The sequence below is a fragment of the Streptomyces sp. NBC_00091 genome (genome assembly GCF_026343185.1).
GTDB lineage: Bacteria > Actinomycetota > Actinomycetes > Streptomycetales > Streptomycetaceae > Streptomyces.
Map to the genome: position 1 here is coordinate 5,298,984 of NZ_JAPEMA010000001.1, position 22,172 is coordinate 5,321,155.

At 72.9% G+C, this 22,172-nt stretch carries 26 protein-coding genes; 15 read left to right on the top strand and 11 right to left on the bottom strand.

From position 1 onward, the window contains the following. Positions 1 to 6 precede the first annotated feature (6 nt). The 7 genes from OOK34_RS24460 to OOK34_RS24490 all read left to right on the top strand — a co-directional run bounded on the left by OOK34_RS24460 (position 7) and on the right by OOK34_RS24490 (position 6,115). The gene (locus OOK34_RS24460; RefSeq protein WP_267035995.1) at positions 7 to 852 is read left to right on the top strand and encodes a HipA family kinase; all 846 of its coding nucleotides are present in this window, start codon (positions 7 to 9) and stop codon (positions 850 to 852) included. After that, the gene (locus OOK34_RS24465) at positions 849 to 1,232 is read left to right on the top strand and encodes a DUF3037 domain-containing protein (protein ID WP_267035996.1); all 384 of its coding nucleotides are present in this window, start codon (positions 849 to 851) and stop codon (positions 1,230 to 1,232) included. Before OOK34_RS24460 ends, OOK34_RS24465 begins: the two co-directional genes overlap by 4 nt. A 195-nt stretch (positions 1,233 to 1,427) precedes the next feature. Continuing rightward, positions 1,428 to 2,189 (top strand): 3-oxoacyl-ACP reductase FabG, encoded by a 762-nt coding sequence (fabG, locus tag OOK34_RS24470; protein WP_267035997.1) that lies wholly within the window; start codon positions 1,428 to 1,430, stop codon positions 2,187 to 2,189. A 28-nt stretch (positions 2,190 to 2,217) separates the two neighbouring features. Beyond that, a complete protein-coding gene (locus OOK34_RS24475; RefSeq protein WP_267035998.1) occupies positions 2,218 to 2,991 on the top strand; it encodes an SDR family oxidoreductase in 774 nt (257 codons plus the stop codon). Positions 2,992 to 3,137: 146 nt separating this feature from the next. Further along, positions 3,138 to 4,727 (top strand): ABC transporter substrate-binding protein, encoded by a 1,590-nt coding sequence (locus tag OOK34_RS24480; RefSeq protein ID WP_267035999.1) that lies wholly within the window; start codon positions 3,138 to 3,140, stop codon positions 4,725 to 4,727. 97 nt (positions 4,728 to 4,824) lie between these two features. Next, positions 4,825 to 5,493, top strand: coding sequence for a uracil-DNA glycosylase (locus tag OOK34_RS24485; RefSeq protein WP_267036890.1), 669 nt, complete (start codon positions 4,825 to 4,827; stop codon positions 5,491 to 5,493). A 133-nt stretch (positions 5,494 to 5,626) separates the two neighbouring features. After that, positions 5,627 to 6,115 (top strand): hypothetical protein, encoded by a 489-nt coding sequence (locus OOK34_RS24490; protein WP_267036891.1) that lies wholly within the window; start codon positions 5,627 to 5,629, stop codon positions 6,113 to 6,115. A gap of 36 nt (positions 6,116 to 6,151) precedes the next feature. Here OOK34_RS24490 and OOK34_RS24495 read toward each other — a convergent pair whose 3' ends face one another. Both OOK34_RS24495 and OOK34_RS24500 read right to left on the bottom strand, forming a co-directional pair. Further along, the gene (locus OOK34_RS24495; protein WP_267036000.1) at positions 6,152 to 6,691 is read right to left on the bottom strand and encodes a hypothetical protein; all 540 of its coding nucleotides are present in this window, start codon (positions 6,689 to 6,691) and stop codon (positions 6,152 to 6,154) included. Positions 6,692 to 6,809: 118 nt separating this feature from the next. Then, the gene (locus OOK34_RS24500; RefSeq protein WP_267036001.1) at positions 6,810 to 7,331 is read right to left on the bottom strand and encodes a DinB family protein; all 522 of its coding nucleotides are present in this window, start codon (positions 7,329 to 7,331) and stop codon (positions 6,810 to 6,812) included. Positions 7,332 to 7,418: 87 nt separating this feature from the next. On the opposite strand from OOK34_RS24500, the gene OOK34_RS24505 reads away from it, so the two are divergent. After that, positions 7,419 to 8,330 carry a Gfo/Idh/MocA family protein gene (locus tag OOK34_RS24505; RefSeq protein WP_267036002.1) on the top strand — a complete coding sequence of 304 codons (912 nt, stop codon included), beginning with the start codon at positions 7,419 to 7,421 and terminating at the stop codon, positions 8,328 to 8,330. Here OOK34_RS24505 and lnt read toward each other — a convergent pair. The 5 genes from lnt to OOK34_RS24530 form a co-directional block, all read right to left on the bottom strand. Then, positions 8,269 to 9,816: an apolipoprotein N-acyltransferase gene (gene lnt, locus OOK34_RS24510; protein WP_267036003.1), complete on the bottom strand. Its 1,548-nt coding sequence runs from the start codon at positions 9,814 to 9,816 to the stop codon at positions 8,269 to 8,271. The genes OOK34_RS24505 and lnt overlap by 62 nt on opposite strands. 47 nt (positions 9,817 to 9,863) lie before the next feature. Continuing rightward, positions 9,864 to 10,325 carry a nuclear transport factor 2 family protein gene (locus OOK34_RS24515; protein ID WP_267036004.1) on the bottom strand — a complete coding sequence of 154 codons (462 nt, stop codon included), beginning with the start codon at positions 10,323 to 10,325 and terminating at the stop codon, positions 9,864 to 9,866. Positions 10,326 to 10,393: 68 nt separating this feature from the next. Then, positions 10,394 to 10,570, bottom strand: a complete 177-nt coding sequence (locus OOK34_RS24520) for a hypothetical protein (RefSeq protein ID WP_094191774.1) — start codon at positions 10,568 to 10,570, stop codon at positions 10,394 to 10,396. Between the two features lie 114 nt (positions 10,571 to 10,684). Continuing rightward, a complete protein-coding gene (locus tag OOK34_RS24525) occupies positions 10,685 to 11,563 on the bottom strand; it encodes an undecaprenyl-diphosphate phosphatase (RefSeq protein WP_267036005.1) in 879 nt (292 codons plus the stop codon). A gap of 48 nt (positions 11,564 to 11,611) precedes the next feature. Beyond that, complete coding sequence (locus OOK34_RS24530; protein ID WP_267036006.1) at positions 11,612 to 12,328, bottom strand: TVP38/TMEM64 family protein; 717 nt, start codon at positions 12,326 to 12,328, stop codon at positions 11,612 to 11,614. Between the two features lie 113 nt (positions 12,329 to 12,441). On the opposite strand from OOK34_RS24530, the gene OOK34_RS24535 reads away from it, so the two are divergent. From OOK34_RS24535 to OOK34_RS24550, 4 genes are all read left to right on the top strand, one after another. Next, entirely contained in the window at positions 12,442 to 12,609 is a 168-nt protein-coding gene (locus tag OOK34_RS24535) for a hypothetical protein (RefSeq protein ID WP_267036007.1), read from the top strand. Between the two features lie 90 nt (positions 12,610 to 12,699). After that, the gene (tuf, locus tag OOK34_RS24540) at positions 12,700 to 13,884 is read left to right on the top strand and encodes an elongation factor Tu (protein WP_267036008.1); all 1,185 of its coding nucleotides are present in this window, start codon (positions 12,700 to 12,702) and stop codon (positions 13,882 to 13,884) included. 105 nt (positions 13,885 to 13,989) lie between these two features. Beyond that, complete coding sequence (locus OOK34_RS24545; RefSeq protein WP_267036892.1) at positions 13,990 to 14,832, top strand: patatin-like phospholipase family protein; 843 nt, start codon at positions 13,990 to 13,992, stop codon at positions 14,830 to 14,832. 67 nt (positions 14,833 to 14,899) lie between these two features. Further along, entirely contained in the window at positions 14,900 to 15,691 is a 792-nt protein-coding gene (locus OOK34_RS24550) for a spermidine synthase (RefSeq protein ID WP_267036893.1), read from the top strand. A gap of 82 nt (positions 15,692 to 15,773) precedes the next feature. Here OOK34_RS24550 and OOK34_RS24555 read toward each other — a convergent pair whose 3' ends face one another. Together OOK34_RS24555 and OOK34_RS24560 are read right to left on the bottom strand one after the other, a co-directional pair. Continuing rightward, a complete protein-coding gene (locus tag OOK34_RS24555; RefSeq protein WP_267036009.1) occupies positions 15,774 to 17,072 on the bottom strand; it encodes an MFS transporter in 1,299 nt (432 codons plus the stop codon). A 132-nt stretch (positions 17,073 to 17,204) separates the two neighbouring features. Further along, positions 17,205 to 18,245, bottom strand: coding sequence for a hypothetical protein (locus tag OOK34_RS24560; RefSeq protein WP_267036010.1), 1,041 nt, complete (start codon positions 18,243 to 18,245; stop codon positions 17,205 to 17,207). A 96-nt stretch (positions 18,246 to 18,341) separates the two neighbouring features. On the opposite strand from OOK34_RS24560, the gene OOK34_RS24565 reads away from it, so the two are divergent. Both OOK34_RS24565 and OOK34_RS24570 read left to right on the top strand, forming a co-directional pair. Then, entirely contained in the window at positions 18,342 to 18,794 is a 453-nt protein-coding gene (locus OOK34_RS24565) for a DUF4442 domain-containing protein (RefSeq protein ID WP_267036011.1), read from the top strand. 294 nt (positions 18,795 to 19,088) lie between these two features. Further along, the gene (locus tag OOK34_RS24570; protein WP_267036012.1) at positions 19,089 to 19,751 is read left to right on the top strand and encodes a DedA family protein; all 663 of its coding nucleotides are present in this window, start codon (positions 19,089 to 19,091) and stop codon (positions 19,749 to 19,751) included. A gap of 34 nt (positions 19,752 to 19,785) precedes the next feature. Here OOK34_RS24570 and OOK34_RS24575 read toward each other — a convergent pair whose 3' ends face one another. Then, complete coding sequence (locus OOK34_RS24575; RefSeq protein WP_267036013.1) at positions 19,786 to 20,343, bottom strand: gamma carbonic anhydrase family protein; 558 nt, start codon at positions 20,341 to 20,343, stop codon at positions 19,786 to 19,788. Between the two features lie 132 nt (positions 20,344 to 20,475). On the opposite strand from OOK34_RS24575, the gene OOK34_RS24580 reads away from it, so the two are divergent. Then, positions 20,476 to 21,222, top strand: coding sequence for a DapH/DapD/GlmU-related protein (locus OOK34_RS24580; protein ID WP_267036014.1), 747 nt, complete (start codon positions 20,476 to 20,478; stop codon positions 21,220 to 21,222). A 16-nt stretch (positions 21,223 to 21,238) separates the two neighbouring features. On the opposite strand, the gene OOK34_RS24585 is transcribed toward OOK34_RS24580, so the two are convergent. Beyond that, positions 21,239 to 22,105, bottom strand: a complete 867-nt coding sequence (locus OOK34_RS24585; protein ID WP_267036015.1) for a DMT family transporter — start codon at positions 22,103 to 22,105, stop codon at positions 21,239 to 21,241. Between the last annotated feature and the right edge of the window lie 67 nt (positions 22,106 to 22,172).

Sequence of the window (22,172 nt, forward strand, 5' to 3'; positions counted from 1 at the left end):
GGGCGGATGCTGTCCGAAGTGATCGCGACCCGCTACGTCACGCCCCTGCGTGAGGGCGGCTCGCTCCCGGGAATCGTCGAGGCCGACGACCTCGGTACCTACGTCATGAAGTTCACCGGAGCCGGCCAGGGCCGCAAGACCCTGGTCGCCGAAGTCGTCTGCGGGCGGCTCGCCCAGCGGCTGGGACTGCGGGTCCCACGCCTGGTGCAGATGCAGCTCGACCCCGTCATCGGGCTCGCCGAGCCCGACCAGGAGGTCCAGGAGCTGCTCAAGGCCAGCGGGGGGCTCAACCTCGGCATGGACTACCTGCCCGGCTCGATCGGCTTCGACCCGCTCGCGTACCGGGCCGACCCGGCCGAGGCGGGGCGCGTGGTCTGGTTCGACGCGCTGATCAACAACGTCGACCGGTCCTGGCGCAACCCGAACATGCTGGTCTGGCACGGGGACCTGTGGCTCATCGACCACGGCGCCACGATGATCTGGCACCACAACTGGCCCACCGCCCTGACCGCCGCCGCCAAGCCGTACAACGCCTCCGACCACGTCCTGGCACCCGTCGGCCCGGACATCGCGGCGGCCGCCGCCGAGCTCGCCCCCCTGGTGACCGAGGAACTGCTCACCGAGGTCACCGCCGACGTCCCCGACGAGTGGCTGGTCGACGAGCCCGGCTTCGACTCCACCGACGCGGTGCGCCGCGCCTACGTGGAGGCGCTGCTGCCGCGCGCGGCCACGATCCACGAGAGGATCACCCTGGAGGCCGAGGTCAAGCCGCAGTCCGGTCCGCCGGGCTGGCTCGCCGAGCGCCTCCCCCCTCAGTCGGACAAGAACAAGCAGAAGAGCGGCAACGAGTGACCAAGCGGGACGTGTTCGAATACGCGCTGGTGCGCGTGGTGCCCCGGATGGAGCGCGGCGAGTGCTTCAACGCCGGTGTCATCGTCTACTGCCGGGCGCACTCCTACGTCGCCGCGCGCACCCACCTCGACGAGGCGAAGCTCCTCGCGCTGGACCCCGGGGCCGACGTGGCCGGGGTCCGGGCCGCGCTGCGCGGGGTCGAGGGGCTGTGCGCCGGCGGTGAGCGGGCCGGACAGGCGGCGGGCGACGACGCGGGGCGCAGGTTCCGCTGGCTGATCGCCCCGCGCAGCACGGTGGTGCAGCCGGGGCCGGTGCACACCGGTCTGACGGCCGATCCCGCCGCCGAGCTGGAACGCCTGCTGGACCTCCTGGTCCGCTGACGGCCCTCCCCGCCCGGACCCGGTCCGGGTGGGGGTGCCTCCCGGTGCCCCACGCGCAGGCGGGGGCCGGTTCTCCCCCCTGCGGCCGAGGGCCGTTGACACGGGGTGCCAGGGCTCCTAGCGTCTCCTCAGCTGAAGCTACTAAGCGGTTGCTCACCTTCGGGCGGCCGTCTCTCAAGGGCGAGGAGAACCAGCATGTCCACCACCGAGCAGCGCGTCGCGATCGTCACCGGGGCGGCCCGGGGCATCGGCGCGGCCACCGCCATCCGTCTGGCGGCCGAGGGCCGGGCGGTCGCCGTACTCGACCTCGACGAGGCGGCCTGCAAGGACACCGTCGAGGCGATCACCGCCGCCGGCGGCAAGGCCCTGGCGGTCGGCTGCGACGTCTCCGACGCCGCCCAGGTGGAGGCGGCCGTCGAGCGGGTCGCGAGCACGCTCGGCGCCCCGACGGTGCTCGTCAACAACGCGGGCGTGCTCCGCGACAACCTGCTCTTCAAGATGAGCGACACCGACTGGGACACCGTCATGAACGTGCACCTGCGCGGCGCGTTCCTGATGGCGAGGGCCTGTCAGAAGCACATGGTGGCGGCCAAGTTCGGCCGCATCGTGAACCTCTCCAGCAGCTCGGCGCTCGGCAACCGGGGCCAGGCCAACTACGCCGCCGCCAAGGCCGGTCTGCAGGGCTTCACCAAGACCCTGGCCATCGAGCTCGGCAAGTTCGGCGTCACCGCCAACGCCGTGGCCCCCGGCTTCATCGTCACCGAGATGACCGCGCAGACGGCCGCCCGCGTCGGCATGGGCTTCGAGGAGTTCCAGCTGGCCGCCGCCTCCCAGATCCCGGTGCAGCGGGTGGGCCGTCCGGACGACATCGCCGGCGCCATCGCCTTCTTCACGGGCGAGGACGCCGGATTCGTCTCCGGCCAGGTCCTGTACGTGGCCGGCGGCCCGCTCAACTGACGGTTCCACGAGAGGCGGGGCGTACGTCATGACGGACAACGGCATCGACAGCGGTATCGACAGCGGCAAGGTCGCGCTGGTCACCGGAGCGAGCAGGGGCATCGGCTACGGGATCGCCGAGGCGCTCGTCGCCCGGGGCGACCGGGTCGTGATCACCGGGCGCAACGAGGACGCGCTCAAGGAGGCCGTGGAGCGGCTCGGCGCGGACCGGGTGATCGGCGTGGCCGGGAAGGCGCACGACGAGGCCCACCAGGCCGTCGCCGTGGAGCGCGCGATGGAGGCCTTCGGCCGCGTCGACTTCCTGGTGAACAACGCGGGCACCAATCCGGTCTTCGGCCCGATCGCGGACCTGGACCTCGGGGTGGCGCGCAAGGTCTTCGAGACCAACGTGATCTCGGCGCTGGGCTTCGCCCAGCGGACCTGGCACGCCTGGCAGAAGGACCACGGCGGGGCGATCGTGAACATCGCCTCCATCGCCGGGGTCTCCGCCTCGCCCTTCATCGGGGCGTACGGGATGAGCAAGGCCGCGATGATCAACCTGACCCTCCAGCTCGCGCACGAGATGGCGCCCGGGGTGCGGGTCAACGCGATCGCCCCGGCGGTGGTCAAGACGAGGTTCGCGCAGGCGCTCTACGAGGGCCGGGAGCAGGAGGCCGCGGCGGCCTACCCGCTGGGGCGGCTCGGGGTCCCGCAGGACATCGGGGGCGCCGCCGCATTCCTGACATCTGCACAAGCGGAATGGATCACGGGACAAACCCTCGTGGTGGACGGGGGAATGTTCCTCAATGCCGGTGTGCACTGACCGATAACCGGACGCATTTGCCTCCCAGGGGGAGGCAAATGCGTATCCAATGCGGACGTAATCGGTCAAGTGCCTCACGAAACATACCCATTGGATTTGTGAGGCACTGCGGTAGGGTCTGCCGCACCCCTGGCTGATCGAGGAGCGTGCACGTGTTCAACCGGACCAGATGCCTGCAGATCGCTGCGGCCGTTGCGTCCATATCCCTGCTCGCCGGATGCGGTCTGTTCTCGGACGACGGTGGCGACAGCGCGAAGAGGATCACCGTCGGCACCACGAGCGCGCCGAGCACCCTCGACCCCGCCGCGGCCTGGGACGGCTCCTGGGAGCTGTACCGCAACGTCTACCAGACGCTCCTGGCCTTCCCGACGGGCAGCACCAAGCCCCAGCCGGACGCCGCGCAGAGCTGTGAGTTCACCGACTCGGCGAACGCGGCCTACCGCTGCACCCTGCGCAAGGGCCTGAAGTTCTCCAACGGCGAGCCGCTGGACTCCAAGGCGGTCAAGCACTCCCTCGACCGGATCAAGACGATCAACCACAAGGTCGGTCCGGCCGGTCTCTTCAACACCCTGGACAAGATCGAGGCTCCGGACCCGCTGACGGTCGTCTTCCACCTGAAGACCCCCGACGCGACCTTCCCGTACGTGCTGGGCTCGCCGGCCGCCTCCCTGGTCGCGCCGAAGGACTACCCCGCCAACAAGATCCGCAACGACGGCAAGGTCACCGGCTCGGGCCCCTACGTCCTCACCTCGTACGAGGATGGCAGCGAGGCCGTCCTCGGCCGCAACGAGAGCTACACCGGCTTCGCCAACCGCCGCAACGACGGTGTGACGATCCGCTACTTCGCCGACTCCAAGCAGATGGTCGCGGCCCTCAAGGACAAGGAGATCGACGCGACCTACCGCGGTCTCTCCGCCGCGGAGATCAAGGACCTCCAGACCCCCGCCTCGCACGCCCTGGGCGTGCAGGTCGTGGAGAACGTCGGCGCCGAGATCCGCTACCTGGTCTTCAACCCGAACGACCCGCAGGTCAACAAGCCGGCGGTGCGCCAGGCGATCGCCCAGGTCATCGACCGCGGCGCCATCGTCTCCAAGGTCTACCAGGGCACCGCCGAACCGCTCTACTCGATGGTCCCCAAGGGCGTCGTCGGCCACAAGACGCCCTTCTACGACATCTACGGCAACCCCGACGTGGCCAAGGCCAAGAAGATCCTCACCGCCGCCGGGATCACCCAGAAGGTGGAGCTGACCTTCTGGTACACCACCGACCGCTACGGCGCCTCCACCGCGGACGAGTTCACCGAGATCAAGCGCCAGCTCGACGAGAGCGACCTCTTCAAGATCACCCTGCGCGGCCAGCCCTGGAAGACCTTCCAGGACGGCTACAAGAGCGGCCAGTACCCCGTCTTCGGCCGAGGCTGGTTCCCGGACTTCCCGGACCCCGACAACTTCATCGCGCCGTTCGTCGGCAAGGAGAACGCGGTCGGCACCCCGTACGAGCCGCCGCAGATCATGAACGACCTGCTCCCCAAGTCCCGCCGCGAAGGCGACCGGGCGGCGGGCGTCAGGGAGTTCGAGGCGGCCCAGCAGATCTTCGCCCAGGACGTCCGGCTGCTGCCGCTGTGGCAGGGCAAGCTGTACGTAGGCGCGCGCGAGGACATCGCCGGCGCCGAGCGGGCCCTGGACCCGCAGACCGCCATGCAGATGTGGGAGCTGTACCGCAAGACCAGCTGGTGACGCCGACGGGGCGCCCGGGTCGCGGCGTTGTCAGTGGTCCCCGGTAGGTTCAGAGCAGTTGCACGAACTTGTACCGGAGGTTGTCGACGTGACCCAGATGCTGCCCGAGTCCTGGCTCCCCGCTGTCGGCGGGGAGCTGGACCAGCCCTACTTCAAAGAGCTCACCGAGTTCGTCGAGAAGGAGCGGGCGAACGGGCCGGTCTACCCGCCCCGCGAGCAGGTCTTCGCGGCCCTGGAGGCCACGCCGTTCGACAAGGTGAAGGTCCTGGTCCTCGGCCAGGACCCCTACCACGGCGCCGGCCAGGGCCACGGCCTGTGCTTCTCCGTGCAGCCCGGGGTCAAGACCCCGCCCTCGCTGCGCAACATCTACAAGGAGATGAAGGAGGAGCTCGGCCTGCCGGTCCCGGACAACGGGTACCTGATGCCGTGGGCCGAGCAGGGCGTCCTGCTGCTCAACGCCGTCCTCACCGTCCGCGAGGGCGAGCCCAACTCGCACAAGGGCAAGGGCTGGGAGAAGTTCACCGACGCGGTGATCCGCGCCGTGTCCGAGCGCCCCGACCCGGTCGTCTTCGTGCTCTGGGGCGCCTACGCCCAGAAGAAGATCCCGCTGATCGACGAGGAGCGGCACGTCATCGTCAAGGGCGCCCACCCCTCGCCGCTGTCGGCCAAGAAGTTCTTCGGCTCCCGGCCCTTCACGCAGATCAACGAGGCCGTGGCCGCCCAGGGCCATGAGCCGATCGACTGGCGGATCCCGGACCTGGGCTGACACCACCCCGCGCCTCGGCGCCAGAGCCGGTGCCTCCGGTTAGCTTCTTGATGATCGGACCGTTCAGGTCCGGCAGAGCAAGCCGGAGGCCCCGTTGACGGAGCAGCAGCAGGAGGCGTCGGAGGACGCCGTCATGACCAGGATCGGCCAGGCCGTCATCCTGCTGCACGCCGGTGACCGCGAGGAGGCCCGCAACCGGCTCGGCGAGATCTGGTCGGAGATCGGCGAGCAGGGGGAATCCCTCCACCGCTGCACGCTCGCGCACTACCTGGCCGACGCCCAGGACGACCCCGCCGACGAACTGGCCTGGGACCTGCGGGCCCTGACCGCCGCCGAGGGGCTCGGGGAACGGTTGGGGAAGGCCCTTCCCGGGCGGGCGGAGCCGCACCCGGCGGTGCGGGTGTTCTACCCGTCGCTCCACCTCAGCCTCGCCGCCGACTACGTCAAACTGCGCCGGCCCGAGGCGGCCCGGATCCACCTCGCGCGGGCCCGGGCGGCCACCGCCGCGCTGTCCGACGACGGGTACGGGAACGGGGTGCGGGCCGCCATCGCCCGCCTGGAGCGCAGACTCGTCGCGGAGGCGGGCCCGGGGCCCGGGCCGTTCCCGGAGCAGTCGCCGTAGGGGATCCCGCCCGGGCCCGCCCGCCCTCAGCCCGCCTCAGCCGCCCTCGACGCCCGCGCAGATCCGGGCCTCCGGGCTCTGCGGGTCCCAGTTCCCGTGCCGGCGGCCCAGCGCGCACACGTCGGCCGGCCTGACCGGCAGCTCCCGCGCCAGCCCGGGCGGCAGCTGGGCGTCGGGCCCCGCGTGGCGGGGGCCGCCCTGGGAGCCCCCCTCGGCGCGCCCGGCCGGCTCCGCGGGCCCGGGGATGTCCGGGACCTCCGGCGGGGCCTGCACCGCCTCCCCGGCCTCCACGCGCGGCCCGGGTACGGTGCGTGCCGCGCCCCGGCCCGCGGTCGTCGGGGCCGTCGGACGCCCGGCCTCCCGGGGGACCGCCTTCAGCGCCTCCAGAGCGGGCGCCTGGACGACCACGGGCAGGGCCCCCGGCCCCCCGCGCGGCTCGTGCCGGGGTGCCAGCCCCTCGGAGGGGGCCGCCGCCGGCCCCATCTGCGGGGGGCTCACGTTCACGCAGCCGGAGACGGCCGAGACGGCACAGGCGGCTCCGAGGAGCAGTTTCGTCGAGGTTCGGGTTGGGTGCACCCGCGCAACTCTGCTGTGCGAGGACCCCGTTGCGAAAACCCTGAGCCGATATTCACCCCGCACGGGTGACGGGGAGGGGATGTCCGGAGGACACCGGACGGGGCCCGGAAGCGGTGTCCTAGTCGCCGGTCGCGCCGTCGATGTGCTCGCGCAGCAGGTCCGCGTGCCCGTTGTGGCGGGCGTACTCCTCGATCATGTGGGTGTAGATCCAGCGCAGGCTGAACACCTCGCCGCGGTGGTGACTGGCCGCGTCCGACACCGCGTCCAGGGAGCGGCCCGAGGCCGCCTGCCGCGCCAGCTCGACCTCGGTCTGCCAGACCCGCTCGGCCGACACCCAGGTGTCCTGGTCGGTGAACTGGAAGTCCCCGTCCAGGTTTTCGCTCGTGCTGAACAGCTCGGGCAGGTCCTCGCCCAGGCTGACCTCCCGGAACCAGTACCGCTCCACCTCCGCCATGTGCCGTACGAGGCCCAGCAGACTCAAGCCGGACGGCCGGAGCGGGGTGCTGCGCAGCTGCTCCTCCGAGAGCCCCTCGCATTTCCAGACGAGGGTGGAGCGGTGGTAGTCGAGCCAGCCGTCGAGCATCTCCCGCTCGTCGGCGGTGGTGGCGGGCTCGAGGCGGTGCGATCCGGTGGAAGTCATGGTCCACATCCTGGTCGAACCCGCCACCTCCCACCAGGGATTAAGCTGCCGGGTGTCCGCTTTTCGGCACGTACCAGGAGGCTCCCGGTGAAGGTCGGCGTCATCGGACTCGGCGACATCGCCCAGAAGGCGTACCTGCCCGTCCTCACCACCCGTCCCGGGGTCGAGCTGCACCTGCAGACCCGTACTCCGGCCACCCTCGAGCGGCTCGGCGAGATCCACCGCATCCCGCTGGAGCGCCGCCACGGCACGCTGGACGCGCTGCTCGCGCAGGGCCTCGACGCCGCCTTCGTGCACGCCCCGACCGCGGCCCACCCCGAGATCGTGGGGCGGCTGCTGGAGGCGGGCGTCGCGACCTACGTGGACAAGCCGCTGGCCTACGAGTTGGCGGACTCGACGCGCCTGGTGGAACTCGCCGAGGAGCGCGGGGTCAGCCTCTTCGTCGGCTTCAACCGCCGCCACGCGCCCGGCTACACGCAGTGCGCCGACCATCCGCGCGACCTGATCGTCATGCAGAAGAACCGGGTCGGGCTCCCCGAGGACCCCCGCACCCTGGTCCTCGACGACTTCATCCACGTCGTCGACACCCTGCGCTTCCTGCTGCCCGGCGAGGCCGACCACGTCGACGTCCGGGCCGTGGTGCGCGAGGGGCTGATGAGCCAGGTGGTGCTCCAGATGTCCGGCGACGGTTTCACCGCCCTCGGGATCATGAACCGGCTGTCCGGTTCCACCGAGGAGGTCCTGGAGGTGTCCGGCCAGGATTCCAAGCGCCAGGTCGTCAACCTCGCCGAGGTCATCGACCACCGGGGCCAGCCCACCGTCCGACGGCGCGGGGACTGGGTCTCCGTGGCCCGCCAGCGCGGCATCGAGCAGGTCGTGGACACCTTCCTCGAGGCCGTCGCGGCCGGCAAGGTGCTCGGCGCCCGGGACGCCCTGCTCACCCACGAGCTGTGCGAGCGGGTGGTCCTGACGGCTCTGGAGCAGGCCTCCCGAGCCTGACCGCCCGTACGCCCCTGGCCGCGCAGTACAGCCCCAGCGTGGCCAGGGAGAGGCCGCCGGGCCAGTTCCCGAAGCGGACGAAAAGGGTGGTGGAGCCCCGGGCGAGCGGCACCTCGTACACGGCCGCCGTGCTCGCCGAGGTGGGCAGGGCGGGCCCGATCCGCCCGCCCGACGGCCCGAACACCGCGCTGACCCCGGTCAGGGTCGCGTGCACCACGGGGCGGCCGGTCTCGGCGGCGCGCAGGGCTGCCAGGGAGGCGTGCTGGGCCGGGGCCCAGCTGTCCTGGAAGGTCGAGGTCGCCGACTGCGCGACGAGCACCCCGGCCCCCTCGCGGGCCAGGTGGCGGCTCATGTCGGGGAACGCCGACTCGAAGCACACCAGCGGGCCGAGCCGCACCCCGCCGGGCAGGGTCATGACCACCGGGGCCTCCCCGCGCATCCGGTCCTCGCCCGCCGCCTTGCCGACCGAGGTGGCCCAGCCCAGCACCGCGCGGGCCGGTACGTACTCGCCGAAGGGCACCAGCCGCATCTTGTCGTACCGGTCGCCCATGGGGCCCTCGGGGCCGATCAGCACCGAACTCTTGTAGATCCCCGGCCGGTCCGAACGCCGCGCGTCCACATTGACCAGCAGCGGGGCGCCCAGCTCCGCGGACAGCGCCGCCAGCCGCCGGGACAGGTCGGGCCGCGCCGCCAGGTCCGCGCCGACGCTGCTCTCCCCCCACACCACCAGCTCCGGACGGGCCCCCGCCAGGGTCCGCGTCAGCCGCTCCCCGGTCTCGAACCGCCGCTCCACACTCTCCGCCCCGGCCACCGGACCCGGCTGTACGACGGCCACGCGCAGCCCGCCCGACACCTCGGGGCGCGGCAGCCACAGCCACACCACCCCCGTCAGCACCGCACACCCCGCCACCGAGGCCACCGCCGGAACCCGCGCCCGGGGCACCGCCACCAGCAGCACCAGCGCGCAGTTCACCGCCACCACCAGCAGGCTCACCAGCCACACCCCGCCCACCGAGGCCAGCCGCAGCGCCGGCGGCACCTCCCACTGACTTGCCCCCAGCAGCCCCCACGGCCCGCCCAGCCCCTGCCAGGACCGGGCCAGCTCCGACAGCAGCCACCCCGCCGGTACGAGGACCAGCCCGGCCACCGTCCGCCCCGCGCCCGGAGCCCCGCCGAGCAACTTCCGTACCAGCAGGGCCCAGGGGATCCAGAGCAGCCCCAGCAGCGCGGCCAGCGGGATGAGGAACACGCCCAGGCTAGGCAGCAGCCAGTGGTGCACCGCCACGATGAAGCCCGCCCCGCCGAGCCAGCCCTCCAGCGCGGCGCGCCGCCCGGTGGGGGCGGAGCGCAGCAGCAGCATCCAGGGCACGAGGGCGACGTACGCGAACCACCACAGCCCCGGTGCGGGGAAGGCGAGGCAGGGCAGCGCCCCGGCGGCCGTCGCGGCCGCCGCACGCCACCACCGGGTCCGCTTCGCGAGCAGCATGACGCGCCTCCGCTTCCAGTGTGGGACCGCCCCGCGCCGGGCGCGGCTCAGGCCGACACGTGACGCCACTTCTCGTGCACCGTGACCCCCGTGAGCCGCCAGCCGTCCGGGGTGCGGGCGAGGGTGAAGGTGTAGCGCCCGGCCGCGACGACATTGGGGGCCGTGCCGCGGTCGTCGGTGCCCGCCAGCCGCATCGGGTTCAGGAAGTCCGCCCTGACCTGCGCCGAGTCCCCGGGGTCGCCGCCCCGGTCCTCCAGCCGGATCAGCCGGTTGACGATGAGGTGCTGGCGCACCGGGATCAGCTTCATCGTGTCCGCGAGCCAGTCGGCGACCTCCCCGGCCGGACCCTCGACCCCGCCCGCCGAGGTGTAGTCGGCCCGCCCGGCGGGCGTGAACAGGGCGCGGTAGGCGGCCCAGTCCCCGTCGTCGACGGCCACCGCGTACCCCGAGACCACCTCGTCGATGGCCAGTCGGTCCATCACCGTCGCCAGGTCCACACGCTGCGTCATCGGGTCAGTGTGGGGCTGCGGGGCGGCGAGGCCAAGGGGCGTGCGGGCACTGGTCCGCGCAATGCGGATCAGTGGCCGGAATGCGCCTCCCGCTGCCGGATCACGACCAGGAACGCGTCACTGGCGAGGTCCATCACCACCTCCGCCGGCACGCCCTCGCGCATCCGCTGCGCCGCGTACTCCTCGGCGGGCCAGCTTCCCCGCGGACTCCCCGCCGGAAAGCGTTCCAGTACCACGCGACCCATGGGACACCCCCTGCTGTTCACCTTCAGGCCTCTCGGTCTTTCCGGGCACAACGACGCGAGGGCCGCCCGGGAACGTTCCCGGGCGGCCCTCGGTCCACTTCAGGCCAAGGCCCCCTAGGAGCCCGACTCGCCCGCGTGCGGGCTGAGCACGTCCATGCCGATCAGTACGAACAGCGCGATGCCGAGCAGGATCCGGTAGATCACGAAGGGCATGAAGCTCTTGCTGGAGATGAACTTCATGAACCACGCGATGACCGCGTAGCCCACGAAGAAGGCGAGCACCGTGGCGAAGACCGTCGGTCCCCAGGAGATGTGCCCGGGGTTCTCGACCACGTCCTTGATCTCGAACGCGCCGGAGGCCAGCACGGCCGGGATGGCCAGGAGGAAGGAGTACCGGGCCGCGGCCTCACGGGTGAAGCCCAGCAGCAGACCGCCGGAGATCGTCGCACCGGAGCGGGAGACACCCGGGATCAGGGCCATCGCCTGGCACAGACCGAAGATCAGACCGTCCTTGACGCCCAGTTCCCCGAGCGTCTTGCGCTCCTTGACCACCCGGTGCCGGCCGCCCTCCTCGTCGCGCGAGGCCAGCCAGTCGGCGAAGCCGAGGACGATGCCCATCGCGATCAGGGTGGTGGCGGTCAGCCGCAGATCGCGGGCCGGGCCGGTGATCTGGTCCTTGAAGGCGACGCCCAGGACACCGATCGGGATCGAGCCGACGATGACCAGCCAGCCCATCTTCGCGTCCTGTTCGGAGCGCAGCTCCTTGGTGAACAGCGAGCGGAACCAGGTGGAGATGATCCTCGCGATGTCCTTGCGGAAATAGATCAGCACGGCAGCCTCGGTGCCGATCTGGGTGATGGCGGTGAAGGCCGCGCCCGGATCGTGCCAGCCGGCGAAAGCCGCGGTCAGCCGCAGGTGCGCGCTGGAGGAGATCGGGAGGAACTCCGTAAGCCCCTGGACGAGACCGAGGATTAGGGATTCGAACCAGCTCATGTCGGGGTGCGCTCGTCCTTGTGATCGTCGGGCAGTTCGGGTCCGATGCTAGGGCCCGTGGGGAGCCGCCGTGACCACAGGGGGGTGCAAGGGCGTCTGCTCGTGCTCGGCGGAGGGCGCCAGCCGGTGCCGCTTGCGCCAGGCGACCACGGCCGCGACCGCCCCGGAGACGGCGATGAAACCGAACGAGACGAGGAACGCGGGCGATCCGGGGGAGGAGGCGCTGGCTCCGGCGATCACGTACGCGGCCGTGTTGGGCACCGTACCGAGTGCCGTCGCGAGGAGGAAGGGGAGCCATCCGCAACGGGATACGGCGGCGAGGTAGTTGGCCGCGGCGAAGGGCACCCCGGGGAAGATCCGGACCGCCAGCATCGAACGGAAGCCGTGCCGGCTGAGCTGCGCGTCGGCCGCCTTCAGCCAGCGCCCGCGCAGATACGGACGCAACGCCTCCTGCCCCATGGCCCGGCCCAGGCCGAAGGCGATCCCCGCGCCGACCACGGTGCCTCCGACGGCCGCCACCAGCCCGAACTGGGTACCGAAGACCGCCCCCGCGGCGAGGTTCAGCAGCGGACGGGGCACGAACGCGGCGGTGCACACGCCGTACGCGCCCGCGAACAGCAGCACCGCCGTACCCACCGGGAGCGCCGGGGACCAGCCCTGCGACAGCAGCCGCTGGGGCTCGTAGAGCAGCACGCACACCCCGGCCGCGACCAGCAGCACGACGAGCAGCGACAGCCGGGTCCACGGCGCGAGGAGGAGGGACATCCCGGGAGACTAACCGACACATATGACGCCCCGCCGTAATCCGCGCCTCATCCCGGCGTACCGCGGCGGTAAATCGTTCGACGCGGTCCGGCCCCTCCGGCAGGATCAGGGGCATGTCCCGGTACGCCTTCCCCGCAGCGCCGTCCGCAGTCGCGGACGCGCCGAAGGCTGCCGTTCCCGCCATCGAGGCGTTCAAGGCCATCGAGGCATTCGAGGCCACCGAGGCGCTCGAGGCATTCGAGGCATTCGCCTTCGCCGCATCCGACGGCGCACGAAGCTGACCCTTCCCGGATCGTCCGGCGGACCCCGCAGGGGGAGGGTCGGCTCGCTCCAGGGGTCCCGTTCCAGCTTCGAGCCACGGGAAAGAGATCATGGCCAAGACGGCCTTCACCCGCACCAAGCCGCACCTCAACATCGGCACCATGGGCCACGTCGACCACGGCAAGACCACCCTCACCGCTGCCATCACCAAGGTCCTCGCCGAGCGCGGCGGCGCCTCCTACGTGCCGTTCGACCGCATCGACCGGGCCCCCGAGGAGGCCCGCCGCGGCATCACCATCAACCTCACGCACGTCGAGTACGAGACCGACACCCGGCACTACGCCCACGTCGACATGCCCGGGCACGCCGACTACATCAAGAACATGGTCACGGGCGCGGCCCAGCTCGACGGGGCGATCCTCGTCGTCTCCGCGCTCGACGGGGTCATGCCCCAGACCGCCGAGCACGTCCTGCTCGCCCGCCAGGTCGGGGTGGACCACATCGTGGTGGCCCTCAACAAGGCCGACGCGGGCGACCCCGAGCTGACCGACCTGGTCGAGCTCGAGGTCCGCGACCTGCTCTCCGCGCACGGCTACGGCGGGGACGCCGCGCCGGTCGTACGGGTCTCCGGGCTTCGCGCGCTGGAGGGCGACCCGCAATGGACCGGGGCGATCGAGGCGCTGCTGGACGCCGTGGACACGTACGTGCCGATGCCGGTGCGGTACACGGACGCGCCGTTCCTGATGCCGGTCGAGAACGTCCTGACCATCACCGGCCGGGGCACCGTCGTGACGGGCGCCGTCGAGCGCGGCACCGTCCGGTTCGGCGACCGGGTGAGCGTGCTCGGGGGCGAGGACGGGCCGCTGGAGCACGTGGTCGTCACCGGGGTGGAGACCTTCGGCAAGCCGATGGAGTCCGCCGAGGCCGGGGACAACGTCGCCCTGCTGCTGCGCGGGGTGCACCGGGAAATGGTGCGCCGCGGGGACGTGGTGGCCGCCCCCGGGAGCGTGCGGCCGAGCCGGCGGTTCACCGCGCGGGTGTACGTGCTCTCCGCGCGGGAGGGCGGGCGCACGACCGCCTTCTCCTCCGGGTACCGGCCGCAGTTCTACGTCCGTACCGCCGACGTGGTCGGGGACGTGGACCTGGGCGAGGCCGGCGTGGCCCGGCCCGGGGAGACGGTCACCATGACCGTCGAGCTGGGCCGCGACGTCCCCCTGGAGGCGGGTCTCGGCTTCGCCATCCGCGAGGGCGGGCGCACCGTCGGCGCGGGGACGGTGACCACCGTCCTCGGCTGAGCTCCACCCCGCCCTGGTGACGGCGGTCCGGTTGCGCCAGACTGCCGTCACCACCGGCGTTCGGGAAGAGCGCGCGGGAAGAGCGTGCGGGAAGAGGCGGACGGCATGGGCGGCGACACGGCACTGGTGCTCGGCGGCGGAGGCCTCACCGGCGTCGGCTGGGAGTCCGGGATGCTGTACGGGCTCTCCCGGGCCGGCGTGGACCTCACCACCGCCGACCTGGTCGTCGGCACCTCCGCTGGCTCCGTGGTCGGCGCCCAGCTCACCTCGGGCATCAGCGCCCAGGAGCTGTACGAGCGCCAGCTCGGCGACCCGGACGGGGAGCGCGCGGCCCGGCTCGGCGCGGGGGTCTTCGCCCGCTACGCCCTCGCGATGCTGCGCTCCCGCGACGCCGCCGCCTACCGCCGGCGCGTCGGCGCCTTCGCGCTGGCCGCCGACACGGGCGCGGAGGCCGAGCGGCGCAAGGTGCTGGAGGCCCGGCTCGTCTCGCACGAGTGGCCCGAGCGCAGGTTCGTCGTCACCGCCGTCGACGCCGTCAGCGGCGAGCCGGCCGATTTCGACCGGGAGAGCGGGGCCGGACTGGTCGACGCCGTCTCGGCGAGCTGCGCCGTACCGGGCGTGTGGCCGCCGGTGACCGTCGCGGGCCGCCGCTTCATCGACGGCGGGGTCCGCTCGGCGACCAACGCCGACCTCGCCGCCGGGTACGCCCGGGTGGTGATCCTCGCGCCCATCGCGCTGGGCTCCGCGCTGGTCCCCTCGCCCGCGGCCCAGGCCGCCCGGCTGCGGGCGGCAGGCGCCAGGGTGCTGCTCATCACCCCGTCCCCGCAGGCCCGCAAGGCCTTCGGGCGCAACGTCCTGGACCCCGCACGGCGGGACCCGGCCGCCCGCGCCGGCCTCGCGCAGGCCGCCGAGCACGCCGCCGACGCGGCGGCCGTCTGGGCGGCCTGACAATGGTGGGGTGAGCGACGAACAGATCCCGGTGATCCGGGAAGTGGGCCAGGGCACCGCCAAGCTGATGCCGGACGTGGACCGGGAGCGGGCCTGGCTGCTCACCGTGGACGGGGCTCCCCAGTCGTACGTCGACCTCGACGAGCCCGAGCACCTGGAATTCGAGTACGTACGCCGCCTCGCGCACGTACTGGACTGCGCGGCCGAGCCGGGGGCCGCCCTGGACCTCCTGCACCTCGGCGGCGGAGCGCTGACCCTGCCGCGCTACGCCGCGGCCGTGCGGCCCGGGTCCCGGCAGAGCGTGGTGGAGTTCGACGGCGCTCTGGTGGAGCTGGTGGAGCGGCACCTGCCGCTGGCCGCCGGGGCGCGGGTGAGGGTGCACACCGCCGATGCCCGGGCCTGGCTGGAGGCCGCTCCCGGGGCCAGCGCGGACGTACTGGTCGCCGACGTGTTCGGCGGCTCGCGGGTGCCGGCCCAGCTGACCTCGGTGGAGTACGCGCGGCAGGCGGCGCGGGTGCTCAGGCCCGGCGGGCTGTACGCGGCGAACCTGGCCGACGGGGCGCCGTTCGGCTTCCTGAAGGCCCAGCTGGCCAACTTCGGGGCCGCCTTCGCGGAGCTGGCGCTGATCGCCGAGCCGGGGGTGCTGCGGGGGCGGCGCTTCGGCAACGCGGTGCTGCTGGCCTCGGACGCTCCGCTGCCGCTCGCCGCGCTGGCCCGGCGGTGCGCCGCGGACGCCTTTCCCGCCCGGGTGGAGTCGGGGGACGGGCTCGCCCGGTTCATGCGGGGGGCCCGGCCGGTGGCCGACGCGGACGCGGTGTCCTCGCCGGCTCCGCCCGAAGGGGCGTTCAGCCTGGGGTGAGTTCGGTGGGGCTGGGCCGTCTCTTCCGGATTTTGCCGGTTGAGCCCGCACCTCCCCCAGCGGTAGCTGGGGGAGGCGCGGGTCAGGCAAGATCCGGAAGAGACGGCCTAGTGGAGGGGGCCGGGGCGGCGGAGGCCTTCACGGGCGGGGGCTTGCGGGTGATCCGGCGTACCTCCGGGACGAGCAGGACCAGCGCGGTGGCGGCGACCACCAGCGCCGCGCAGCCCCACAGGGCCTGGGTGCGGCCGAAGGCGGTCTCGGCCGGGCCGGCCAGGGCGGTGGCGAGCGGGAGCATGGACACCGACCCGAACCAGTCGTAGGCGGAGACCCGGGAGAACTTCTCCTCCGGGATCTCCTGGTGCATCGTGGTCATCCAGTTCACGCCGAACACCTCGATCGCGGCGCCGCTGACGAACATCACCGCGCACAGCCCCCACGCGGGCAGCGGCACCGCCAGCCCCGCCGAGGGCAGCGCCAGCGGGAACACGCACAGGGTGCCGACCAGCAGCAGGCGGCGCGGCTTCCACACCATCATCAGGACGGCTCCGGCGATGGTGCCCGCGCCGAAGAAGGCCAGGGCCACGCCCCAGGGGGCGGGCCCGCCCAGCCGGTCGCGGGCGACGAGGGGCCCGTACACCGCCTCCGCCGCGCCGACGACGGCGACGACCACGGAGAACTGGAGCACGATGCTCCACAGCCAGGGCCGGCTGCGGAACTCCACCCAGCCCTCGCGCAGGTCGGCCAGCAGGCCCCCGCCCGGAGCCCGGTCGGCGACGTGCCCGACGTCCAGGAAGGCGCGCAGGGCGCCCGCCACCGCGAAGGCCACCGCGTCCACCGCCAGCACCCAGCCGGGGCCGATCGCGGCGATCAGCGCGCCGCCGATGGCCGCGCCGCCGATGCCGGCGCCGTTCATGGCCATCCGGAAGAGGGCGAAGGCCCGGTTGGCGTGCTCGCCCGAGACGCTGGAGAGCAGCATGCCCTCGGCGGCGGGGTTGAAGAAGGCCGTACCGGTGCCGCACAGCGCGGTGAGCAGCATCATCTGCCACAGCTGGGGGTCGCCGGCCAGTACGAGCAGGGCGAAGGCGGCCTGCGAGACGCAGTTGAGGGCGTTGGCCGCGACCATCACGCGGTGCCGCGGCAGCCGGTCGGCGAGGGCGCCGCCGACCAGCAGGAAGAGCACGAGGGGCAGGGTGCGGGCGGCGGCGACGAGGCCGACGTCCCCGCCGCTGCCGCCCGCTTCGAGCACCGCGAAGGCGGCGGCGATGAGCGCGCCGTGGCTGCCGAGGTTGGTGACGACCGCGGCGCCCGTCAGGAGGGTGTAGTTGCGGCCGGCCCAGGCGGGCCGGCGGCGGGAGGTCCTGAGGACGCTACGGGGGTTCACCCCGGGACTATCCCCTGCCCCGGGCCGAGAATCCAAACGAATAAGCGGAAAACGGATAATCGGCCCGGGGGTGGTGCGGGGGCGGTGCCGGGTGGTGCGGTGGTGGTGCGGGGGCGGTCGGACTACGAGCCGTCAGCCGCTGCTGAGGCGGACCGAGCTGAGGATCTTCTCGTAGGTCGCCTGGTCCACCTCGCCGGGGACGCCCGCGGCGCCGTAGAGCACCCAGCTGGCGAAGTCACCCTTGGCGTTCTTGAAGCTGAAGGCGATGCTCTTGCCGTCCGAGGAGCACTTGTTCTCCTTCGGGACGTTGCTCGTGGTCGCCGTCGCGAAGTGCCCCTTGAGCCCGGAGGAGGTGGTGTACTCCTTGGGCTCGGAGATCTTGACGTTCTCCTGCGGGAGCTTCTGCGAGTACGCGGCGAACACCCAGGTGCCCGCCTCGCTGCGCGAGGCCTGGGCGGTGTCCTTGTAGCCCTGGCCCCCCTTGGTCCCGGTGCCGGCCAGGGAGGTGGTCTCCTCACGGCCGTCCTTGTTGGAGTCCACCTTGCACCAGTCCTCCTTGAGGAAGGCGGGCGCGGAGAACATGATCAGCGGCGAGCCGTCCTTCTTCGACTCGTCCTCGAAGCCGGAGGCCATGCCCGAGCTCAGCACGTTCCACTCCGGCGGGACGTCGAAGGCGGTGCCGTGCTTCGGGTTGATGACCACCTTCCAGCCCGGGATGACCGGCTTGACGTCGCCGCCGGCCCGCGGGTTGCCGCTCGGGGCGGGGGGCGGCGGGGTCGAGGTGGAGGGCGCGGGGGAGGAGGCGGCCGGCTTGTCGTCGGCCCGGTTGGCGCCCTGGTCGTCCCGGGTCAGGACGAAGGCGCCGGTGGCGGCCGCCGTCACGACGACCGCGGAGGCGGCGACGATGGCCACGGTCCGGGTGGAGAAGGAGCTCCCGCCGGACTGCGGCGGCAGCGGCGGCTGCTGTTGGGTGGTCTGGCCCCAAGGCTGGACCGGGGGCGGGGTCTGGTAGCCCGCCTGCGGGTAGCCGTAGCCGGGCTGCTGCTCACCGAATCCCGGCTGCGGCTGCTGCTGGTACGGGTTCGGCTGTCCCGGCTGCTGCTGGTACGGGTTCTGATGCGCGTCCTGGGGGTTGTTCTCTCCCCCGGGCGGCTGCTGCTGTCCTGGCCACATGGCCGGTAACCATAGTGGGCCCGGCCGCCGGGAGCCACGCCCACCCCCTCGCCGGCTCTGGCCAACCCCATCTACTCGTGGGTAACATCGCGTGCCATGAGCGCAGAACAGATGAACGTGGGCGAACTGCTCGCCCAGACCGTGCCGATGGCCCGCACCCTGAACCTCGAGTTCCTGGAGACCACCCCGGAGCGCGCCGTCGTCCGGCTGCCGGACCAGCCCGACTTCCACAACCACGTCGGCGGACCGCACGCCGGCGCGATGTTCACCCTCGCCGAGTCCGCGAGCGGCGCGATCGTCCTGGCCGCCTTCGGGGACCAGCTCTCGCGCGCCGTACCGCTGGCCGTCAGGGCCGAGATCGGCTACAAGAAGCTCGCCAAGGGCGTCGTGACGGCCACCGCCACCCTCGGCCGCCCGGCCGCCGACGTCGTGGCCGAACTCGACGCGGGCGGCCGCCCCGAGTTCCCCGTCACCATCGCCATCCAGCGCGAGGATGAGGCCGTCACGGGTGAGATGACCGTCGTCTGGACCCTGCGCCCCAACGCGTGACCGACGCCGTGCCGCAGCCGCCGCAGGGCTGAATTCCGGCGGCGCCGGGGCGCGTCACGGCGCGAACGGGCCGCGGGAGGGGCACAGTGGGGGCGGGAGCGGTCCGGCGCGGGCCGCTCCCGCAGCGCTGTCCGGGGCCGGATCAGGCCGCCGGGATCAGGCCGCCGGGAGGTGTTCGCCGGTCGTTCGTCCCGGGAACTCCCGCTCCGGGCGGAGTGTGTGGTGAGGAGCGGATAGGCTGCCCGTTCGGCGTGTCTCGGGGGCGCGCCGGCAACGACGAGGGAGGACCTACCGGTGCACGTCCAGGAATGGCTGGAGACGATTCCGGCGATCAGTGTCTATCTCCTGGTGGGGCTGGTCATCGGACTGGAGAGCCTGGGCATCCCGCTCCCGGGCGAGATCATCCTCGTCAGCTCGGCCCTGCTGGCCTCGCAGCACGGGGAGATCGACCCGGTGGTCCTCGGCCTGTGCGCCATCGCGGGGGCGATCATCGGCGACTCCATCGGGTACGCGATCGGGCGCCGCGGGGGCAAGCCGCTGCTGGAGAAGCTCGGCCGGCGCTTCCCCAAGCACTTCGGCCCGGAGCACGTGGCCCTGGCCGAGCGCTCCTTCGACCGCTGGGGCATGTGGGCCGTCTTCTTCGGGCGCTTCGTGGCCCTGCTGCGGATCTTCGCCGGGCCGCTGGCGGGCGTACTGCACATGCCGTACTGGCGGTTCCTGGTCGCGAACGTCCTCGGCGGCATCCTCTGGGCCGGCGGCACCACCGCCGTCATCTACTCCGTCGGGATCGTCGCGGAGCCGTGGCTGAAGCGGTTCTCCTGGCTGGCGCTGCTGCTGGCCGTGCTGATCGGGCTCACGGTGACCCTGGTGCTGCGCGGCCGGATGAAGAAGGCGGCGGCCGAGGCCCGCGAGGCGGAGCCGGCGCCGGTCACGGCCCCGGCGGGCGCCTCGGACTGACTCCGGCTCCGAGGCCCTCCGCCGGCCAGGGGGATCAGGCCCCGGGGGTCACCGAGGCGCGGTGCTGCTTCGCCAGCTCCGTGTACATCGCGGCGTTCACCCTGATCCCCTCGCGCTCCTCCTCGGTGAGCTCCCGCCGCACCTTGGCCGGCACGCCCGCGACCAGGGAGCCGGGCGGGACCACCATGCCCTGCGGTACGAGGGCCTGCGCGGCCACCAGCGAACCCGCGCCGATCACGGCGCCGTTCAGCACGGTCGCGCCCATCCCGATGAGGCAGTCGTCCTCCACGGTGCAGCCGTGCACCACCGCGTTGTGCCCGATGGAGACGCGCTCGCCGATGGACACCGGGAAGCCGGGGTCCACGTGGACCGTGCAGTTGTCCTGCACGTTGCTGTCCGCGCCCAGCGTGATCGGGCCGCAGTCGCCGCGCAGCACCGCCGAGTACCAGATGCTCGCGCCGGGGGCCAGGGTGACGTCGCCGACCACGACGGAGGTCGGAGCGGCGAAGGCCGTCGGGTCCACCGACGGCTTCCTGTCGCCGACGCCCGCGATGAGCGCCCCCTGGTGCGCCTGGTTCTCCTGATACGTCATGGTCACTTCCCTCTGCTTTGCGGATGCCGCGCTACCGGCACCGTAGGGCACGCGCCGCCCCGGCCCGCGATGGGGTGAAGATCACAGGAGCCCGGTCCCGACGTCCGGCGCGGGGCGCACTACCGTGGCCGGGTGCCGAAGAACCAGAACACGTTCTCATCTCTGGCGGCCCTGCGCCGCCGGATCGCCAGCCGTGCGGTGCACGCCGGCTGGCGCTGGATGCAGCAGGCCGGGGCGGTCACCGCGCAGCACCCGGGCCGGCTGCGCTTCGGCGCGATCGGCGAGGGCACCCGGCTCGCCTTCCCCCAGGGCACCGTCTTCGGGGAGCCCTGGATCCGGCTCGGCGAGCACTGCATCATCGCCGAGCAGGTCACCCTGACGGCCGGGATGATGCCGGACCTCGACCTCGGCCCGGACCCGGTCCTGGTGCTGGGCAACGGAGTGGTCCTCGGCCGGGGCAGCCACGTCATCGCCGACACCCGGATCACCATCGGCGCCGACACCTTCTGCGGGCCCGGGGTGTACATCACCTCCACCAACCACAGCTACGACGACCCGCACGAGCCCGTCGGCAGGCAGTGGCCCCGCAGTGCCCCGGTGGAGATCGGGCCGGGCTGCTGGCTGGGCACGGGGGCGGTGATCCTCCCCGGGGCGAAGCTGGGCCGCAACGTCGTGGTGGCCGCGGGGGCCGTCGTACGGGGCGAGGTGCCCGACCACGCCGTGGTGGCGGGGGCCCCGGCCAAGATCGTGCGGCGCTGGGAGCCGGAGACGGGCTGGCAGCCCCCGCTGCGCACCCCCGCGCCGGTGCCGATCCCCGACGGGCTGACCTCGGAGCAGCTGCGCGGGCTGGCGCGGCTGGCGGAGGCCGAACAGTCCTGAGCCGGCCTGGGCCGGCTCACCCCGCCGCGAGCAGGACCGTGCCCGCCAGGGCGAGGCCCGCGCCGGCCGCCTGGACGCTGCGCAGCCGCTCCTTGAGCACGGCGAAGGCGGCGATCGCGGTGATCACCGGGTAGAGCGAGGACAGCACGGCGGCGACGGTGACGGGGCCGTTCTGGGCGGCGACGGAGTAGGTGCCGTTGGCCGCGACGTCCGCGAGCCCGACGAAGGCCAGCGCCGGCAGCATGCTCCACAGGACGCGCGGGCCGGTGCCCTCGGGCAGGGCGGGGACGCCGCGCCGGGTCTGCGCCCACAGGGCCGCGCCGCCGACGGCGACGTTCGTGACCCGCTGGACGAACAGGGCGAGGAAGAGCCCGGTCAGGGTGGTGGAGGCCTCGGAGATCAGGGCCATGACCGCGCCGAAGCCGAAGGCCGCGACGAGGGTCAGTACCACCGCCTGCCGCTGCACCGGGGCGCCGCGCAGCTCGGGCCCGCCGGCCAGGACGATGCCGGCGACGGCCACCGCGATGCCCGCGAACTGGCCGAGGCCGGGCCGCTCGCCCAGCGCCAGCCCCACCCCGACCGGCACGACCACGCCGATCGAGCCGAGCGGGGAGACGACCCCCATCGGGCCGAGGGCCAGCGCCTTGTAGAAGGCGAGCATCGCGGCCGGCCCGACCAGGCCCGCGGCCACCGCGAACCACAGCTGCGGCCCCGCCTCGCGCCAGGCGCCGGTGCCGAGCACGAGCGCGCCGAGCACGAGCACGGCGGCGGCCTGCGAGACCACGAGCACCGTGAGCGCCGGGATCCTGCGCGTCAGCAGCCCGCCGCCGAAGTCGGCGAGGCCCCACAGCACGGCTGTGGCCAGGGCGAAGAGGGCGGTCATGGCAGGACCTCGCAGTACAGTTCGGTGAACGGTGGAGTGCAGCATCGAATACACCGCAGGTTAGTTC

Bases quoted from the DNA above. Each gene is read 5' to 3' on its own strand.
- OOK34_RS24460 (WP_267035995.1), top strand. From the start codon at position 7: ATGCTGTCCGAAGTGATCGCGACCCGCTACGTCACGCCCCTGCGTGAG.
- fabG (WP_267035997.1), top strand. From the start codon at position 1,428: ATGTCCACCACCGAGCAGCGCGTCGCGATCGTCACCGGGGCGGCCCGG.
- OOK34_RS24475 (WP_267035998.1), top strand. From the start codon at position 2,218: ATGACGGACAACGGCATCGACAGCGGTATCGACAGCGGCAAGGTCGCG.
- OOK34_RS24485 (WP_267036890.1), top strand. From the start codon at position 4,825: ATGCTGCCCGAGTCCTGGCTCCCCGCTGTCGGCGGGGAGCTGGACCAG.
- OOK34_RS24490 (WP_267036891.1), top strand. From the start codon at position 5,627: ATGACCAGGATCGGCCAGGCCGTCATCCTGCTGCACGCCGGTGACCGC.
- OOK34_RS24500 (WP_267036001.1), bottom strand. From the start codon at position 7,331: ATGACTTCCACCGGATCGCACCGCCTCGAGCCCGCCACCACCGCCGAC.
- lnt (WP_267036003.1), bottom strand. From the start codon at position 9,816: ATGCTGCTCGCGAAGCGGACCCGGTGGTGGCGTGCGGCGGCCGCGACG.
- OOK34_RS24515 (WP_267036004.1), bottom strand. From the start codon at position 10,325: ATGACGCAGCGTGTGGACCTGGCGACGGTGATGGACCGACTGGCCATC.
- OOK34_RS24520 (WP_094191774.1), bottom strand. From the start codon at position 10,570: ATGGGTCGCGTGGTACTGGAACGCTTTCCGGCGGGGAGTCCGCGGGGA.
- OOK34_RS24525 (WP_267036005.1), bottom strand. From the start codon at position 11,563: ATGAGCTGGTTCGAATCCCTAATCCTCGGTCTCGTCCAGGGGCTTACG.
- OOK34_RS24530 (WP_267036006.1), bottom strand. From the start codon at position 12,328: ATGTCCCTCCTCCTCGCGCCGTGGACCCGGCTGTCGCTGCTCGTCGTG.
- OOK34_RS24535 (WP_267036007.1), top strand. From the start codon at position 12,442: ATGTCCCGGTACGCCTTCCCCGCAGCGCCGTCCGCAGTCGCGGACGCG.
- tuf (WP_267036008.1), top strand. From the start codon at position 12,700: ATGGCCAAGACGGCCTTCACCCGCACCAAGCCGCACCTCAACATCGGC.
- OOK34_RS24545 (WP_267036892.1), top strand. From the start codon at position 13,990: ATGGGCGGCGACACGGCACTGGTGCTCGGCGGCGGAGGCCTCACCGGC.
- OOK34_RS24550 (WP_267036893.1), top strand. From the start codon at position 14,900: ATGCCGGACGTGGACCGGGAGCGGGCCTGGCTGCTCACCGTGGACGGG.
- OOK34_RS24560 (WP_267036010.1), bottom strand. From the start codon at position 18,245: ATGTGGCCAGGACAGCAGCAGCCGCCCGGGGGAGAGAACAACCCCCAG.
- OOK34_RS24565 (WP_267036011.1), top strand. From the start codon at position 18,342: ATGAGCGCAGAACAGATGAACGTGGGCGAACTGCTCGCCCAGACCGTG.
- OOK34_RS24575 (WP_267036013.1), bottom strand. From the start codon at position 20,343: ATGACGTATCAGGAGAACCAGGCGCACCAGGGGGCGCTCATCGCGGGC.
- OOK34_RS24585 (WP_267036015.1), bottom strand. From the start codon at position 22,105: ATGACCGCCCTCTTCGCCCTGGCCACAGCCGTGCTGTGGGGCCTCGCC.